Annotated in this window: 16 protein-coding genes and 1 pseudogene; 6 read left to right on the top strand and 11 right to left on the bottom strand. The window is 39.2% G+C overall.

The features are described from left to right. Positions 1–63 precede the first annotated feature (63 nt). Positions 64–471, bottom strand: coding sequence for an ArsR/SmtB family transcription factor (locus AC220I_RS08545; RefSeq protein ID WP_486723399.1), 408 nt, complete (start codon positions 469–471; stop codon positions 64–66). Between the two features lie 151 nt (positions 472–622). Here AC220I_RS08545 and AC220I_RS08540 point away from each other — a divergent pair, with 151 nt between their 5' ends. Both AC220I_RS08540 and AC220I_RS08535 read left to right on the top strand, forming a co-directional pair. Beyond that, positions 623–874: a hypothetical protein gene (locus AC220I_RS08540; RefSeq protein ID WP_486723398.1), complete on the top strand. Its 252-nt coding sequence runs from the start codon at positions 623–625 to the stop codon at positions 872–874. A gap of 12 nt (positions 875–886) precedes the next feature. Continuing rightward, positions 887–1,462: pseudogene (locus AC220I_RS08535) on the top strand (peptide-methionine (S)-S-oxide reductase); the annotation flags it as partial. On the opposite strand, the gene AC220I_RS08530 reads toward AC220I_RS08535, so the two are convergent. Further along, complete coding sequence (locus AC220I_RS08530) at positions 1,463–1,639, bottom strand: hypothetical protein (protein WP_486723397.1); 177 nt, start codon at positions 1,637–1,639, stop codon at positions 1,463–1,465. A 55-nt stretch (positions 1,640–1,694) separates the two neighbouring features. After that, positions 1,695–2,303 (bottom strand): LysE family transporter, encoded by a 609-nt coding sequence (locus AC220I_RS08525; RefSeq protein WP_486723396.1) that lies wholly within the window; start codon positions 2,301–2,303, stop codon positions 1,695–1,697. Between the two features lie 187 nt (positions 2,304–2,490). Here AC220I_RS08525 and AC220I_RS08520 point away from each other — a divergent pair, with 187 nt between their 5' ends. From AC220I_RS08520 to AC220I_RS08510, 3 genes are all read left to right on the top strand, one after another. Continuing rightward, positions 2,491–3,150, top strand: a complete 660-nt coding sequence (locus AC220I_RS08520) for a pentapeptide repeat-containing protein (protein WP_486723395.1) — start codon at positions 2,491–2,493, stop codon at positions 3,148–3,150. A 78-nt stretch (positions 3,151–3,228) separates the two neighbouring features. Beyond that, positions 3,229–3,669 (top strand): MarR family winged helix-turn-helix transcriptional regulator, encoded by a 441-nt coding sequence (locus AC220I_RS08515; RefSeq protein WP_486723394.1) that lies wholly within the window; start codon positions 3,229–3,231, stop codon positions 3,667–3,669. An 83-nt stretch (positions 3,670–3,752) separates the two neighbouring features. Next, the gene (locus AC220I_RS08510) at positions 3,753–4,310 is read left to right on the top strand and encodes a nitroreductase family protein (RefSeq protein WP_486723393.1); all 558 of its coding nucleotides are present in this window, start codon (positions 3,753–3,755) and stop codon (positions 4,308–4,310) included. On the opposite strand, the gene AC220I_RS08505 is transcribed toward AC220I_RS08510, so the two are convergent. Continuing rightward, on the bottom strand, positions 4,305–4,892 hold the full coding sequence (locus AC220I_RS08505) for a class I SAM-dependent DNA methyltransferase (RefSeq protein WP_486723392.1): 588 nt from the start codon (positions 4,890–4,892) through the stop codon (positions 4,305–4,307). The two genes, AC220I_RS08510 and AC220I_RS08505, sit on opposite strands and share 6 nt — an antisense overlap. Before the next feature lie 224 nt (positions 4,893–5,116). Between AC220I_RS08505 and AC220I_RS08500 the strand changes: the two genes are divergently transcribed. Next, positions 5,117–6,154 (top strand): oxidoreductase, encoded by a 1,038-nt coding sequence (locus AC220I_RS08500; protein ID WP_486723391.1) that lies wholly within the window; start codon positions 5,117–5,119, stop codon positions 6,152–6,154. Between the two features lie 15 nt (positions 6,155–6,169). Here the strand turns inward: AC220I_RS08500 and kynU are convergent, their stop codons facing one another. From kynU to AC220I_RS08465, 7 genes are all read right to left on the bottom strand, one after another. Further along, positions 6,170–7,453 (bottom strand): kynureninase, encoded by a 1,284-nt coding sequence (gene kynU / locus AC220I_RS08495; RefSeq protein WP_486723390.1) that lies wholly within the window; start codon positions 7,451–7,453, stop codon positions 6,170–6,172. 171 nt (positions 7,454–7,624) lie between these two features. After that, positions 7,625–8,056, bottom strand: a complete 432-nt coding sequence (locus AC220I_RS08490) for an Lrp/AsnC family transcriptional regulator (RefSeq protein WP_486723389.1) — start codon at positions 8,054–8,056, stop codon at positions 7,625–7,627. Between the two features lie 154 nt (positions 8,057–8,210). Further along, positions 8,211–9,608, bottom strand: coding sequence for an S-layer homology domain-containing protein (locus AC220I_RS08485; protein WP_486723388.1), 1,398 nt, complete (start codon positions 9,606–9,608; stop codon positions 8,211–8,213). A gap of 214 nt (positions 9,609–9,822) precedes the next feature. Beyond that, the gene (locus AC220I_RS08480; RefSeq protein WP_486723387.1) at positions 9,823–10,584 is read right to left on the bottom strand and encodes an ABC transporter ATP-binding protein; all 762 of its coding nucleotides are present in this window, start codon (positions 10,582–10,584) and stop codon (positions 9,823–9,825) included. Beyond that, positions 10,571–11,557 (bottom strand): ABC transporter ATP-binding protein, encoded by a 987-nt coding sequence (locus AC220I_RS08475; protein WP_486723386.1) that lies wholly within the window; start codon positions 11,555–11,557, stop codon positions 10,571–10,573. Before AC220I_RS08475 ends, AC220I_RS08480 begins: the two co-directional genes overlap by 14 nt. A gap of 19 nt (positions 11,558–11,576) precedes the next feature. Further along, positions 11,577–13,730, bottom strand: a complete 2,154-nt coding sequence (locus tag AC220I_RS08470) for an ABC transporter permease (RefSeq protein WP_486723385.1) — start codon at positions 13,728–13,730, stop codon at positions 11,577–11,579. Next, a complete protein-coding gene (locus AC220I_RS08465) occupies positions 13,727–16,114 on the bottom strand; it encodes an ABC transporter permease subunit (protein ID WP_486723384.1) in 2,388 nt (795 codons plus the stop codon). Before AC220I_RS08465 ends, AC220I_RS08470 begins: the two co-directional genes overlap by 4 nt. Positions 16,115–16,446: the final 332 nt, after the last annotated feature.

Below are 16,446 nucleotides of genomic sequence, written 5' to 3'. Positions count from 1 at the left end.
GTGCATTTAAATGCACGTTAATATTTTAAGAAAAAGCGAACGAATCGCTTTGGTTTTTCTTGATTATTTTTGGTGCTGGTTCAGATAATCGTTATAAGTCATACGTTTTTCATAAAGAAGTTCATAGGTTTCCTCGCAGGTATTCTTTAAAATGACTTTGATATCCTCGACTACGGTCTCCATTTTATAGAGCAATGCCATGCCATCAAGTTGATAATAATGATGTCTTGAATCCTTTATAAGGATGAGAATACCTTCCTCTCTCATCATTTTTAGATGCTTTGAAATCACAGAGCGATCTTGAGGAAAATGGTCTGAAATCGTACTGATATCTGAAGGACCATGAAGTGCAAGATATTTAATAAGTTCAATTCGAATACCCTCGCCAAGAATTCGAAAAATATCTTGTTGAAATAACATATTCATTTGTTCTGGCGTTAGGCCGCAATTGTCTTTACAGGTCGTTTTCATATTAGCATTATACATGCATTTAAATGCACGTGTCAAGAAAAGATTTTTAGGGCGAGTGTTTAAACTAAATTCATATTAGTAGAGCGATTTAGGGGTATAAATAAAAAAGAGGGGTCTAGCTATAAAGCAGGTCCTTGAAGAGGTGAACATAATGAAGCAAAAGCATAAGATAATAATAGGTTTATTAGGGCTGATGATTTTATCCTTAAGTCTTTTTATGATAAATGCAGATCAAAGATTGCCTGAGGTAAAGACTCTGAATATTCCAATCGAGGAAGGCCAGGTTTGTTTGCCATATACACCTCATGGACAATTTCTTTATGATGCCAAGTGGACAGGTCAGTACCCAGATATTGAAAAATATGAAGGCGATTTTCAAACCATTACACTGGGGATGGGCTGATTTTGGGAACCTGCAGCAAGGTTTGCTGCAATTGAGGGTGTTTTGAGAACCCGGACGGGCTATGCAGGTGGTCAGTCGACAAACCCCAACTACCAGAATGTGGGGTTTCATTCAGAGGTCATAGAAATTGACTACGATCCATCTCAAATCAGTTACGAAGCTATGGTGAACCTCTTTTTTGAAAGCCACAATGCGACTTCAAAGCCCTATTATCAGAGAGTAAAAAGTCTGCTCTTTTATCGGAATGAAGTTGAAATGAAAAGTGCTCAAAAAATAATAGAACAGCAAAAGCAAATTGCTGTTCAAAAGGGTCTCCTAGTTTATACGGAATTAAAACCATATGAGGTCTTTTATCTAGCTGAGCCAGAACATCAACTAAAGGCTTTAAAAGCAGAGGTGTCTCTATATTCAGAGCTAGTAGAGATGTTTGGTGATGAAAATAATTTACAAAATTCGATTTTAGCCTCTAAGCTCAATGGTTTCTTGTACGGCTTTGGAAGTAAGTCAGAAATTGAGTCTGTTTTAAGTCAATCTGGACTTTCTGAGGCTTCAAAATCGCGAATATGGGAGATTTATAATCAACGATAACTACTTGTGATCGTCATATAGATGATCATGATCATGGATCATCCAAGTTTCATGCTCACTTTTTTTAAGCTTGCTGTTGACTGTTTTTAAAAACTCTTCAGCACGCTTTTTTTTGTCCGATTTTTCTTTTTCTTCATCTTTGACGCTGATCATTGAAATGATTTTCTTTTCTGTCATATCATCACACCCCTTCTATCTAATATATACCCCAAAAAGAAGCGTCTAAATGACCCTAGTGAAAAAGCCCTGACAGGATAGAATAGGCACTGTATAAGAGGAGTAGGGACATGACGATGTTAAACTGCTTTTGATAAATCGCCAGCATTTTGTTGAAGGTGCTTCCAAACAAGGCCCAGCAAGAAGTTGATATCAGTGCGAGTAGAGAAAGAAACAGAGAAAAACCAAGGAGCGCGAAAGCCGAACTAAAGTAGGGTGTAATAAAGGTAGAAGTAATGGTAATGCCATAGATGATGACTTTAGGATTAACAAATTGCATAAGCAGTCCGGTCTTCATATTGGCCATTTCTTCAAAAGTGTGTTTTTGTTTTTCAGGTTTATGACTGAGATGGATACCGGAGATCTTATAGGCCAAGTAAAGCATGTAAAGCGTACCAATCAAGGTCATGAAGATTTTAATTTTCGGTATGATACTCATGAGCATGAGATTAAAAAAGCTTGAAAGCGACATAATGACAAAAAAGCCTGTTGCGACACCAAACATAAAATTCAGCGTTCTGCGATAGCCTAATTGACCAGCAGTGGCAAGTGATGTGATGTTGTTGGGACCTGGTGTAAAGGTTACGACGATGGCGTAGGTTAAAAATGCGCTGAGATTAAACATTTGAACAAGCCTCCTTCTCTTTGAATATCATGATATAATGTGATGATGTGTTTGATTCATTATACAATAATTAGGGAAAAAAAGGTCTTATAAATGATAAGTCATCCTGAAATAAACCCTGTACAAGATGGATTAAGCGATAGACACACTCTCAAATTTAGATATAAAAGCTTAAGGAGATACTTTCATGCCACAAAAGAAAAAGACAATTAAAGTGCCAAGACCTCAGGTCCCTCAAAACTTGATAGAAGTGTCCACACCTGAAATCCATATAGAAAATGAGGCTTTTATTCGTGGCATACTCTGTGTAGGTGGAAAAATTGAGGATGAGCAGGCGGAGTGTTTATACATAAGGGAATCCCACCTCAATGAGGTTTCTTTTAAAGGATCAAGGTTCCACAGATTGGATTTGAAGGATGTTATCTTTGAAAACTGTGATTTTTCCAATGCAGACTTTACAGACGCCATAATCCATAAGACCATCTTTAAGAACTGTAAAATGGTTGGTACGAATTTCAGTAATGCAACTTTTATGAATGTGAGGTTCTCAAATTGTCATAGTAAATATGCCAATTATAGATTTTCACAGCTTAAAAAATCTGTTTTTGAGACGACAAATTTTGAACGCTCAGATTTTCAAAATGCTACTTTTAATGAAGTAGAGCTTGAAAAGGATAGCTTCAGAGAGACTCAATTTTCTGGGGCAAGTTTGAATCATATTGATTTTAGAACCTGTGATATAGAAGGCATGGGTTATCGAATCGAAGATATTAAGGGCGTCATTATGACCGCCTGTCAAGCCGTATCAGTGGCAAAGGTTGCCGGTGTCGTCATAGATGACCTTTAACAAATAAAAAATAATGTTGACAGGGTGAAAGACATCCGTTAAAATAGAATTGTTCGGAACCGAATGAAAGGTGATTGTATGAGATTTGAATGTGCAATAGGTAAAATTAGATATATGCTGTCTGTGGCGGATAAGTTTTTGACGCGTCGTATTACGGAAGAAAACTTGCCCATATTATCGAGCCATATTCCGCTTTTTTATATTCTGCCAGTGGACAAGAGTGCCATTGTTTTTGGAGAGGTATCAAAGCGCTGGCAAATCTCTAAATCTTCATTGTCGGATATTATCAACAAATATCAGGGCTTGGGCATTATCTCCAAACATGAATGCCTTGAAGACAAACGCAGTATCTATATTGCACTTACAGATGAGGGCTTAAAAATCCGAGAAACACTTAAGGTATTTGAAGCTGAATTTTTAGAGCTTTTGCTTACAGGTCTTGCAGATGACGAGAAAAAAGAATTCGAGGGTTATTTAGATCAAGCGGTTCAAAATGCAATTAATTTTCAAAAATCATAACCATCAGAGACTTTTAAGTCTCTTTTTTCACCAAGTATTGTTCGTACACGAACGAACATCATTAAATTGCTGGAGGTAAAGGAATGAACGAGGTAATCAGAAATATTAAGGCGAGAAGAACCACTAGAAAATATCAAGAAAAGCAAATTAGCAGAGAAGCATTAGAAACGATCATTGAAGCGGGTTTATATGCACCAAGTGCACACAACCAACAACCGTGGCACTTTACAGTAATTCAAGATAAGGCCCTCATTGATGAGATGAACTTAAAATCTAAAGAAATGGCGAAAAATCATACAGATGCTCTTATTCAAAAAATGGCAAACAATGATGCCTTCCACATCTTCTATAATGCACCAACTCTAGTTGTGGTTTCAGGTGATAAAAATGGCATGATGCCAAGAGAAGACTGTGCCGCAGCAACTCAAAATATGTTGCTCGCAGCTGAATCCATCAACATAGGCGCTTGCTGGAATGGTATGATTAATTTCTTGTTCAGCAGTCCTTATGGTGATGAGTATAAGGCTAAAATGGAGATTCCTGAAACCCATGAGCCATATTATGCTGTTCTTTTAGGCTATAAGGATGTTGCTGTAACAAATGCGCCTAAGCGTAAAGAAAACACGGTGCGTTATTTATAAGGCTTTTACACATTCAAAATAAAAGAAGTCTAAATCGACGATGGTCCTAAAGTCAAAGCCATATTGTTTACAGAGGGTCATAAGTGTGAAATCAGAAGGAATGGCATCTCGCGTCATTTGGTAGTTAATCTTTTGATGATGTAAGGCCAACTGCTTTCGTGTTCTCGCGTGTACGATGGCAAATTTACCACCTGACTTTAAGCTGTTATAGGCATTTTCAAAGACAGCTTCCATGTTTTCAAAGTGTGGAATGCTGTTGAAGATTATACACAGATCATATTTGGCATCAAGGTTCAGAGGCGCGTCAAAGTTGCCTATGAGAGTTGGGGCATTTGGAAATGTCGCCTGAAATGACGAAAGCATTTTTTCAGAGATATCAAGCCCAAGGTAATGGGTAACACCCAATTTCATGAAGGCGTCATAAAGGACACCTGTGCCACAGCCTACATCTAAAACTGAATCTGATTCATTAACATTCAATAAGACCATTGTCCTTGAAATGATCGTTTGCATTTCAGGTGAGATGGTCTTTTGCCAATTCTTATAGGTTTCATTGAAAAAGCGTTTAGAATCTTTGTGCATCTTTAAATCTCCTATGTTTAGACGTAGACCTATTATACGAAAAATTACACAGTCTGCCAAGCATTCACATGGAAATATGAGGGGGGATTCATAGGGGCATTGTCAAACGCATCATAATTCACTACAATAGTAGTATTAACCTAGGCAATTATTGACGATATCAAATATGAGCAATAATAAATAGTAACTATTAACCATTAATCATTAATCATAGGAGGTAGCTAATGGCACTTTTAAAGGTGGGAATCATAGGGTATGGCTTATCTGGCAAGGTATTTCATGGCGCGATCATAAAAACAGTGGAAGGCTTTGAGGTTTCAAAAATCTACACTTCAGATCCGGTGAAAAAAGCACAGGCATTAGAGGATTTCGACCAAGTTGAGGTCGTTAGTACACCTGAGGCAATCATCAATGCACCTGAAATCGATCTCGTCGTCATCTGTACGCCTAACACAAGTCATAAACCCCTTGCTGAGGCAGCACTTAGAAATGGCAAACACGTGGTGATTGAAAAGCCCTTTACGGTAACACTAGAAGAAGCGGTTGAACTCATCGTTATTGCCAAGGAAATGAACTCTTGCCTATCTGTTTATCACAATAGAAGATTTGACAGTGATTTTAAGACGCTTAAAAAGATTATTAAAGAGAATAAAGTTGGTCGGATAGTTGAACTTGAATCCCATTTTGATCGATTTAGAAATGCGTTCAAGGAAAATTCGTGGCGGGAGGAAGCCCATCCTGGCTCTGGTACATTATATGATTTAGGGTCACATCTCATAGACCAAGCCCTTCATTTATTTGGACTTCCCAAGGAAGTCTATGGCGACTATGCTTCACAAAGGAGAGGGGTTGTTGATGACCAGTTCGAAATAATCCTATACTATGATGAACTCAAAGTAACGCTAAAAGCTGGAAACCTTGTGAAAGCGCCAACGCCAAGATTTATGCTTCTCGGAACTGAAGGTACCTATGTTAAGTATGGTCTTGATGTTCAAGAAGATGCCCTTCGAAAGGGACTATTGCCACAAGATGCACATTGGGGTGAAGAATCTGAAGATATGTACGGTATATTGAATACCCTAGACGCTAGAACTGTAGTAGTAAGCGAGCGTGGCGATTATCGAGACTATTATAAGGGCATCTATGAAGCCATTACGAAAAATGCGCCACTCCCCGTAAGTGCCGAAGATGGCGCAAATGTCATTAAAATTATTCATGCTGTCATCGAAAGTAATCGAGAAAAAAGAAGAGTTGAACTCTAAGCCCCACTGGAAATTTTATAAGACTGTAACGCGCTCTATGGAATAGTTTTCGTAGAGCTTTTCTTTTGCGATATTTTCAAGAATATCCACGAGTCTATACACCTCTTCATAGGAGACATAGAGGGCCACAGGCGCAAGTCTGATCACATTGGGTTCTCTATAATCTGGGATGACCTTCATGTCGCGAAGTGCGATGCTGATGCGGTAGGCCTCATCATGTTCTAGACAGACATGACCTCCACGCTCATGATCATCTCTAGGATTGCCGATGCTATAGCCATATGGTGTAAGCTTAGAATCTATAAGTGCCATGAGATAGGCGGTAATGTTGAGTGACTTTTCTCTGATGGCAGTCATCCCCACTGCGTTAAAGACATCCAGCATGGCATCTAGTGGCGCCATAGAGAGTAAGTGAGGCGTGCCCTGAAGGAAACCACTTGCATCTGAGTCTTGTTCAAAATCGTGCTTTAATAGGAATTGAGAGTCATCTTTGTTGCCAAACCAACCCTTGAGACCTGCGCTCTTTGAAAAGTGCATTTTATTAATATATAGGCCTGCCACTGCGCCAGGACCACCATTCAGGTATTTATAGGAGCACCAAACAGCAAAATCAGGTTTGATGTCATTAAAATCGTGAGGAACTGCGCCAATTGAGTGGGCAAGATCCCAGCCGATAAGAATGCCCTTCTTATGGGCCGCTTCTGTTATTTTTTTCATATTGAGGAGTTGAGCACTTCTGTATAGAACAGCAGGTAATAAGACGATTGCAACATCATCCTTAAAGGTCGCGATGATATCATCGTCATTTAAGGTCCTGCCATCACGACTTTGTACAGTTACAAGGGTTTCATCAACATTTCGGCCTAATAGTTCAATAATGCTTTTAATGGCATAGATGTCCGTTGGAAAATTGAGGGCATCCACTACGATTTTATATCTTGTAGGTGTAGGTTTATAAAAGGTTGTAAATGCCTGATGGATATTGGATGTGATACTGCCCATAATGGCGATTTCTTTAGGGTCAGCCTTGATTAAAGGCGCTAGCTTATTAGCGATGTTTCGCGAATAGTTAAAAAATCTACCCTTTTGAGTGCCCCAAATCTTGATGCCTTCATTTTTCCATACGTCAAAAGCTTCCATCAATCCACGTTCAGCATCCTTGGAGCAGAGTCCGAGAGAATTGCCGTCCATATAAAGTTCACCTTCATTGATATAAAATTGATTACGAAGGTCTCTTAAGGGGTCTTTAAGGTCTAAATCCTTTGCAAATTCAAGATGTGTTTCAAAATTTCTCATCATATTCAGCCTCCAAACTTTTATAAGTCATCTTAACATGAAGATGCTAGCCTCTACCATGTTAAATCGTTTTTATATTAGACAAATGGCTGACGTTTTGAACCTTTTTAATGTATTTTGGCAACAGAACGTCAAGAATCAATGAAGGGGGGGCGCTATCTCAATTGTCTGGCTTTACAGGTTCAGAGGTCTATGGCTCAGTGGTGAGTGTAAAACAATGGATGTGACCACATGGCTCACTTTGGTGAGGTCTGAAAGCAGTAAATTCATTTCTTCAACACTTGGCATGCAGGCCTTGCAGATGTAATTGGTCTTGCCTGTAACACAATGAATTTCTGTGATATAGGGGTTGTCCTTGAGTCTTTTGACAATCTCGTCACTGGTGACTTTCAAATCGCTGATTTCCATATAAAAAACAACCCTTTGACTGAGCTTGTTCACGGCTAAGAGTGTGGTAAACTTGTCAATGATCCCAGATTCTATGAGTTTTGTAAGACGCTCGCTGACACTGGGTCTGGAAAGATTGACCTGTTTGGAAAGGTCTGTGATGGATATTCTGGCGTTGTCTTGTAAGATTTTAAGTATTTCGTAGTCAATAGCATCCATGTTGATCACCTCTAAGGTTAATTTATTGATTAAATTATACCATCTTAAAGAGTGCATCACAAAAATTCGTCACTACAAAAAAACGAAAAAAAAGACAAGCTCAAATTAAGGGCTTGTCTCCACAGGGGGGAAATCTATTATCTATTGAAATAACCTAGAACTCAATTCTTACGACATTGCTGGATTTTTTATCCCCGTCATATAGGTATGTGATTGAAAAATAATAAGTCTTCCCTTTTTCAAATTTAACAATATCACCACCATTGTACAGTGCATCTTTTGAAATGGTGATTTGGTGTACGTTACGGTCTGTTAAATATGCATAGTAGCCATTTTCAGGATAACTAGGTGTTTGATCTGACATTGATGCAACTATTTTATAGCCTTGAAATTTCACTTCTTGAGAAATGGTCCATTGAAGTTCGATGTAATCGCCCTTGTTTTCTGCTTGAAGTGTCAGAGCCTTGTCCTCATTCTCATCCTCATCCTCTTGATCACCTATGCTTGGCGAACCCGGAAGGGTGATTTTAAGGGTGTTACTTGGTACTTTTTTGTCTTTGTAGAGTGCAGTGACACTAAAATAATAAGTTTGACCAGCTTCAAATTTTGAAAACTCAGTGCCGTTGTAAGCACTACCTGCCTTGATTAATGCAGTGGTTTTATTTTTGTCTGTAATATAGTAAGCATATCCGTTGTCTGGATAAACTGGTGTTTTGTCTGTTTTTGAAGCGACGACCTTGTAGCCTTGGAAATCTGGATGGTTTATTTTATCCCACTTGAGAACTACCGCACCATTGTCGTTACCAGCGCGTTCAAGTTCGAATTCGTAAGATTTATTTGAATCATCGTTTGTATTGTTATCTGTGTCAGTATTGTCACCAAAAGTTACTTTCTCTTCACCTTCAAAGGTAATTTTTTCTTCTCTGATGACATTCATTAAAAGAGAAGCTGCTTCTGCTCTTGTAAGTGATCTTTGAGGGTAAAAATACTTGACTGATCCAATGGTTTCGCCAACCATTAAGTTGTTGTTGATTGCAGATGCAACATAGGGTCTTAAGTTTGAAGAAATCAAATTTTGATCTGCATATAAAGCTAAAATAGCATCAGAATCATAAGATTTTTTAAGGGCTTTTATAAGTGCCACTGCCATGTCTTCGCGAACAGAAGGTTCGTTTGGTTTAAAGGCATATCCAGAAGCCGTTGTATAGCCTGTTAAAAAGCTCTTTGAAGCTTCTACGTATGGGATTGCCCATGCCTCTGTGTTCATATCCGAGAAGGATGAACTGGCATTCATGTTGATGTCCAGTTGTAGAGCTTTCACCATCATTGTGGCGAACTCAACTCTACTAACGATATTATTGGGTCTAAATGTACCATCTGGGTAACCGCTGATGATGCCGTAAGCTTTCATGGTCTTGATGGCTTCATAGGCATAATGTGTGGAACTGATATCTGAAAAAATAACGTCGTCTGTGTTGGTTACCGCAAAAGCCGGGATACTCATCGCAACGGCAAGCATCATAATCAGTGCCGCTTTGAATAACTTTTTCATGTTACGCCTCCTTATATAGCCAAACCGAAAAATGTTTGGCAGAATTATCTATTTACACTTATATTATACCAGTGTCAAATAAAAAAAAGAGGAAAGTCATTGATTCGTAATCAGCCTTTAACACGTTTGAAATTTAAAATAGGTAGTGTCAATATATTGAACTAGGCGGATCTGGGCGCTTAGTCCTAGATGGCTTGACAAGATGGCCTAAAGGTCATATATCAAAATCCGTAATCAGCTTTTTGGTGTATTCATGCTGAGGATTTTTAAAAATCTGATCGGTATCGTTGATCTCGAGGAGTTGACCATTTCTCATAACGGCAATACGATGGCACATCAAACGCACGATATTGAGATCGTGGCTGATCATGACATAGGTCAAATCCATGGTTTGGTGAAGCTTTAAAAGCAGGTTAATAATTTGACCCTGAACTGAAACATCCAGTGCAGAAACAGGCTCGTCTAAAATCAAGACCTTGGGTTTAACAGCAAGGGCCCTAGCGATACAGATTCTCTGAAGCTGTCCACCACTGAAGGTATTGATCTTTTTATGCCGGTCTTGGGGATTGATGCCAACAGAGATGAGTAAGTGGTCCACTTCTTTAGCTTGGTCGGGCTTTGAAAGTGACTGGTGCTTTTTTACGGCTTCAAGCAATAATTTCTCAACACTCATTAGGGGATCGAAAACTTCCTTTGACTGCTGCATGACGATTTGAATTTCTTTGCGGAAATGCTTTTCATCAAAGTGGTATTTAATTTGCCCCTGTGTTTGCGTGTTGAGTTTGACAATCAGTTCGCCTATTGTGGTTTTTCCTGACCCGGATTCGCCGATGATGCCGAGTATTTCACCCGCGTGGATATCGAATGAGAGGTCGTTAACAGCGCTGATAATATCCCTTTTTTTAAAGAGACTATTTTTTATATAGTATTTCTTAATGACGTTTCTTACTTCTATGATATTTTTATTTGGATTCATTGTTGACTCCTTCCACCAGTGGATTGCAACAACGGTAATAACCGTCTCTATAGGCTTCAGCAAGCGGTATTACACTTTCGCATATGGAAGTCTTATAGGCACATCTTTCTGAGAATGGACAAGCATCTGTAAAATTCACAGGACTCTTGGGATATCCCTCTAACTGAAAAATCTCATGGGCCTCACCTTTAAGGGAATTGGCACATTTTATAAGGCCGATGGTGTAGGGATGGACTGCGTTTTCAAATAAATCTGAAGTATTGCTGTAGGACATCACCAGCCCGCCATACATCACAGCAGTTTTATGGGCAATACGTCTAATGACATCGAAATCATGGGTCACAAGAATCATGCTGGTACCATATTTTTGATTGACATCATAAAGGAGTGTCAGGATCTTTGATTTCAATGACGCATCTATTGCACTGGTAGGTTCATCTGCGATGATGAGCTTGGGCCTTAAAACCACAGCAAGGGCGATTGCAATTCTTTGCCCCATACCACCACTGAGTTGGTAGGGATACATATTGAGGACTGATTCAGCATTTTTAATACCCACATCTTCAAGGGCTTCCATGACATGATTTAAGTTAAAGTTTGAAGCGTGTATTTTAAAAATTTCTTTAAAGTGCCAAAGTACTGTTTTAAAAGGTGATAAGGCCTGGGTAGGATTTTGAAAAATAAAGGCAATTTCCTTGCCCAAGACCGCAGTCTTTTCAGCCTGTGAAAGTGTCAATAAGGGCTGACCATTAAAAATAACTTCCCCTTGGGTAATCCTGTAATTGTCCTTTTTCATAAGCCCAAGGAAGGTCTTGAGCAAGACAGATTTGCCGCTTCCAGACTCCCCTAATATGCCTAAAATCTCACCTTGATTGACCAAGAGGTCTACACCTCGAATTACAGGTGTCATTTGATCTTGAATCCAGAGGGAAACGTGATAGTCCTTTATTGAAAGGATTGGATGAGATGTCATTTATGCCTCCTGTTTTGTCTTAATAGAGCTCAAAAACGATAGACTCTATCAATAAATTACCGATATCGTTTGCTTGTTGATCTGTTAAATAGTCTGAACCCATAAATAAAGTTGGAATGCCCCACTTGTAATAAAAAGGCTCTCGTTTATAGACGCTTAAGTCTTTTCGAACATATTCAAGTGTCATATTATCAAGCATGAGGTTGGTGAAGTTAGCAGGCACGGGTTTAACGTTTGAAATAAATTGAGTGTCTACATATATTGGGGCTTGAAGGCCATCGTTAAACTTAAGTGAGCTGAGCTCAAAATACATTTCCGTATTCTTAATGGGGTAGAGATAAGAGCTTTGATAATATGATTTGCCAGAGGCTTCACCCAAAGCGCCACCATCCCAAAAGACAACCATGATGCGTTTGGTCAGCTTGGACTCGTTTGCCTTGAGTTGACTTAAGAAGTTGAATATGAATCTGTACCGACGTTGACCTTCTTCTTGATCTTGATAGTTGAGATCAAATCCCAGTATGATGCACTTTGGATCATTTTCATCAGGATGGCCTTCTATGACGCCGACAATATTGGTCAATTGATCTGTTTTAGTATGGCTTTTCACAGAAATCGTCAAAGGCTTATTTAAGATCAAAGCCTCATATTTTGATGGAATCGCAGCGATGATGCCCTTATCCGTATTGGTGCCAATGTGGTTCAAGGGTGGTATGTCATCTGAAAGTATGAAAACGCCGCGTGCTTTTGTCTCGTTTAATAACTTGTGCGCGAAATTTAGCCAGCCTTCATCTCTAAAGAGCTTAGGCTCTATCAGAACATACTTGTCCTCAAAGCGTGAAGCCGTCTCGTTGTCCAGTCTTATTAAATCCATCATACGGGCATCAATTACACGGGATGTATACTCATGACCTTGATAGGTGTACAAAAAGACATTATCAAGACTTGACCCATCACTATCAAAGGAAACGCTTTCGAGCCAGTGATAAGTCAATTCTTCGAAGGGTACTAGATAATCAGTGCCCTCTAGCGGCGATATGGAGAGGCTTTTAAGGCGATTGACAATATACGACTGGTGAGTAGGATCGCCAACTAGAGCGGTTTCGGCGTCAAAATATACGGCTTCACTCTCGTTTAAATTGAAATCATTGTACTGAAGTGAAGAAAAGACAATAGGGCCAGTGATGAGGGCTGAAACCACCACCATGGCGATGACACCTTTTAGTGCATTGTTTGGGCTCATTTGAGAGATGGCTCTCTTTTTAAGCTGAATCCTAAGACCTTCACCAATCAAATTAAAACCAAAGACAACTGTGAAAAAGGCAATGGCACTAGAAAACACAATCCACGGTGCGGTTCGAATGTAGTTTTTGGCAGAACCCAGCATACTGGACCATTCGGGTTCAAAGCTGGTGGCTTTGCCCACGAGGCTACCGGCATCTGTTGAGGCAACTATTCGAAGGTTACCAATAAAAACATTAAAAATACCAAGCTGCATCAAAATCGCCAAAACTCTGGCAATTTCCATGAAGAAGAGGACAAAGAGTTCTGGCATGATATGGGGCAGGATATTGGCAAAAATGATGTGTAGATTACTTTTGCCAATGACCACTTCACTCTTAATAAAGTCCTTTTGTCGGATTTCAGAAACACGCTCGCTGACAATACCGCCAAGTTTTGCCCATTCCACTAGAGTCAAAACAAATATAAAGACAATTGTAGACCCTGTTTTAGTGAATGTTTTCAAGTAGGGTAGACTCAGTATCAAAATACAGATTAAGATTGGGGGAATGGCATTAAAAACATTGTTGAACTGCTCGATGAGCATCTTTGGGATAATGTGATCATATCCTGAGGCGATGCCGATGATCAAGGCAACTAAAAATCTTAAAAAAGTGACCATTAGGGCGACGGCAATTGTGAGTCGTGTGCCATAAATGATAAAGCTTAGGACATCACGCCCAGAATCATCTGTGCCAAGAAGATAAAAGTCATCGGGTGCAAAGGGTGCTGTCTTAAGTTGAAACTGACCCTGGTCATCTGTATAGCTGTCCAAAATATTAGTGGCATAGGGATTCTTATCTGTGAAAAGGAAGGGCGTGATAATCACAAGTAACATTATAAACAAGATGAGGCTTCCAGTTATGAGATAACCATTTAAGTAACGTTTCATAGGGCCCTCCTCTTCAGTGGATTCATGATAAAGCCAATAAGCCTAAAAAATGTGTTTGCAATAAAATACATTAGCCCAAGGCAAACGGATATAAGTAAGACATAGGTTGGATCGCTTCTTTTGATAATGAGGTAAGCGCCGATGCCCACACTTGAAAATAAAAATTCTACAATGATTAAATTGACCAATATAATTCTCAAGATAGAGGTCATGGTTGAAAATAATGAAGCTAAAAGCATGGGTAAAATATGGGTAAAGAGTATTTTTCCAAAGGATACACCCCTTGCGATTGCACCAAATACAAATGGCTGATCTAAGAGCTCGCTACAATTGAGCTCTACCATTCTAGAAATATAAATTGAAGGCGCTATACACATGATAATGGTTGGTACGATGGTTATCCTAAGTTGCTCTGCTGTAAAGGGGCCAAGTGCATCGTGCTTTACCAGCCATATGATGCTCAAGAGACCGAACAGGCAGAGTAAGACATCGGGTATTGAATAGACCACCATCTGTAAGAGGGTCATGATTTTTCTAGGTTTAAGGGCCATATAAATGCCAAGTGAAAGACCAATTACCAGTGAAATCATGATGCTTACGGAAAATAGTCTAATAGAGTTCTTAAAACTTACCCACAAAGATGTCTTAAGACTTGCGGGGATCATAGCGTTAAAGTCTGTGAAGACTTGTGTCAAATAGTGAACCACTCGCTGGGCATGGAGGTTAAAAACGTAGTTGGTGTAACCTCCGTTATAATGCGTTTTGGTTATATAACTTGGCATCAAGAGGATGAAAAGTACAATGGTGATCATGATAATTGTGGGCAATAAAACCTTTAAGAGCTTGGTCAATAACATATAAGGCGTTGACAGATAAATCTCATAGCCCAACCACTTAAATTCAGGATCCCATTTGAAGACTGCTCTAATAAATAACATCAATACGATGAGTATATAGAGTAGGAGTGCACTAAGGCGAATGAACAAGGGGATGAAGGTATAATCCGAATGTCCAAAATAAGCATTGGCGACCATGGCAATTACTTGGTTCGTTCCTTTTTCAAGTGCATCATCTGACACGGGCATTTCATGCCCAATAAAGGCGTAAGTCTCACTTGATTGGGCAATTTTAACGGAAGGTAGCCCGGTAGAGCTTAAGAATATGGCGCTGTCATGATTGCTCATTTCAGATTCTGTCACAGGAATATTTAAGGCTTCAAGATATTGAAACAGTCTAAGAGATAAAATACTGGACTCTGTACTTGACTGGATGACCAGCGGGGATTTAGAACTTAAAATGAGCCCATCTGACTCTGGAATGCCAAAGATGCCCAGATTGATAAATTCACCCCCCTGAGGCAATTGAGATGAAAGCACTTCAGCCCCTTGATTACCCAGTGCACCTGCATCTACAAAGGCAAAGTAGATTGTCTTATCAGGTTTCTCTGGCTGACCTGCACAGTACGACATAAGGTTCATCAGTACTTCAGTTCCTGACAGATGAACAAGTTCGCTGTTATAAACCGTTTCCTGGTACTGCCCGATACCATCGTATGTAGTGTAGAAACAGACATACTGATCCGATTTGCCGTCAATTTTCCCAATGATATTTTGACCTGTATCAACAGGATAACGGTCTTTAATAGAAAGCGTCGCATTAGGAATGGTGCCTGATATTGGGTCGTTAGGCTTATCCTCTTTATATTCATAGCCTTCAAAAAGGTGATTTTTAGCAATATTGCGAAGTTGCATATAAGTCTTGCTTGATATTTCACCGATGTAAAGATGGTCTGAGACATGCTTGCCATAATAGGGATCTAGTTTAATATCCGTTAAGTTATTATAATCATCTAATACCAAGAGCCCCTTGACCTCGTGGTTAATGGCGTATTCTAAAATTTCATCTGTTAGTCTGTTAAAGGTAGATACCACAACCTTCCCCTTGATTAAGTCAGGGTCAATACTGAAATAATTGCGCTCTAAGAGAATAAGGTCGCCCTGATAGTCGATTGGACCAGTGATATCACTATAAAGGGTCATATAGTCCTCATTCACTTTAAAAGAGGCTTCATCGCCAATGGTGAATGTGGCATGCTTGTCGAACTCAATTCGATTCAGGTTAAAAGGGTGTCTGTAATCTGCTTCAAAGGCAGGAATTTTTAGGGTGGTAAAATGGGAAATCAGTGTTTCTTCAAATCGCTTATGGCCTTCTGAACCAAGAGAACGCCCTTGATACACGGGGTCAGAGATTGCATCAAAGTGTGATGCTTCATAGGGAGAAATGATTTGAGGTGATTTCTGAAATAGTGTATTAAATCCCAATACACCAAGAATAAGGGCAAATAACAAATAACCATAGAGTCTTAGTTGCTGTCGTTTAAGCATAGAGGTTGTCCTTTCGAAGCTAGAAATTTGTAATGTGCATAAAATTAAATGTCTAAATTGTCAGAAAATTGGTACTTGTCTTATTATACCAAATTTGAAGAAGGGTATAAAAATTTTTTTTTATATCCTTAGTAAGAGGATTTCGAGATTGTCTAACCTATTCAACTCATGTATAATGACACTAATTAAAGGATTAGAAAATCTTGAAGCCTGTATAAAATAGACGTTTCAGAACCTTAACATATAATGGTAATTGTGCATAAATTAAAAGGAGGGCCTATGAGGGAAAAATTTTTGATCGGTGAGTTGGCCAAAATGTTCAACATCAGTAC

The sequence above is a fragment of the Fusibacter sp. genome (genome assembly GCF_057447755.1).
This window is presented reverse-complemented; position numbering and strand designations above follow the sequence as displayed.

What these genes read in the sequence shown, in the direction of transcription:
- AC220I_RS08490 (WP_486723389.1), bottom strand. Translation starts at nt 8,056, where the DNA reads ATGGATGCTATTGACTACGAAATACTTAAAATCTTACAAGACAACGCC.
- AC220I_RS08510 (WP_486723393.1), top strand. Translation starts at nt 3,753, where the DNA reads ATGAACGAGGTAATCAGAAATATTAAGGCGAGAAGAACCACTAGAAAA.
- AC220I_RS08525 (WP_486723396.1), bottom strand. Translation starts at nt 2,303, where the DNA reads ATGTTTAATCTCAGCGCATTTTTAACCTACGCCATCGTCGTAACCTTT.
- AC220I_RS08470 (WP_486723385.1), bottom strand. Translation starts at nt 13,730, where the DNA reads ATGAAACGTTACTTAAATGGTTATCTCATAACTGGAAGCCTCATCTTG.
- AC220I_RS08545 (WP_486723399.1), bottom strand. Translation starts at nt 471, where the DNA reads ATGAAAACGACCTGTAAAGACAATTGCGGCCTAACGCCAGAACAAATG.
- AC220I_RS08515 (WP_486723394.1), top strand. Translation starts at nt 3,229, where the DNA reads ATGAGATTTGAATGTGCAATAGGTAAAATTAGATATATGCTGTCTGTG.
- AC220I_RS08520 (WP_486723395.1), top strand. Translation starts at nt 2,491, where the DNA reads ATGCCACAAAAGAAAAAGACAATTAAAGTGCCAAGACCTCAGGTCCCT.
- AC220I_RS08540 (WP_486723398.1), top strand. Translation starts at nt 623, where the DNA reads ATGAAGCAAAAGCATAAGATAATAATAGGTTTATTAGGGCTGATGATT.
- AC220I_RS08500 (WP_486723391.1), top strand. Translation starts at nt 5,117, where the DNA reads ATGGCACTTTTAAAGGTGGGAATCATAGGGTATGGCTTATCTGGCAAG.
- AC220I_RS08475 (WP_486723386.1), bottom strand. Translation starts at nt 11,557, where the DNA reads ATGACATCTCATCCAATCCTTTCAATAAAGGACTATCACGTTTCCCTC.
- AC220I_RS08465 (WP_486723384.1), bottom strand. Translation starts at nt 16,114, where the DNA reads ATGCTTAAACGACAGCAACTAAGACTCTATGGTTATTTGTTATTTGCC.
- AC220I_RS08480 (WP_486723387.1), bottom strand. Translation starts at nt 10,584, where the DNA reads ATGAATCCAAATAAAAATATCATAGAAGTAAGAAACGTCATTAAGAAA.
- AC220I_RS08505 (WP_486723392.1), bottom strand. Translation starts at nt 4,892, where the DNA reads ATGCACAAAGATTCTAAACGCTTTTTCAATGAAACCTATAAGAATTGG.
- AC220I_RS08485 (WP_486723388.1), bottom strand. Translation starts at nt 9,608, where the DNA reads ATGAAAAAGTTATTCAAAGCGGCACTGATTATGATGCTTGCCGTTGCG.
- AC220I_RS08530 (WP_486723397.1), bottom strand. Translation starts at nt 1,639, where the DNA reads ATGACAGAAAAGAAAATCATTTCAATGATCAGCGTCAAAGATGAAGAA.
- kynU (WP_486723390.1), bottom strand. Translation starts at nt 7,453, where the DNA reads ATGATGAGAAATTTTGAAACACATCTTGAATTTGCAAAGGATTTAGAC.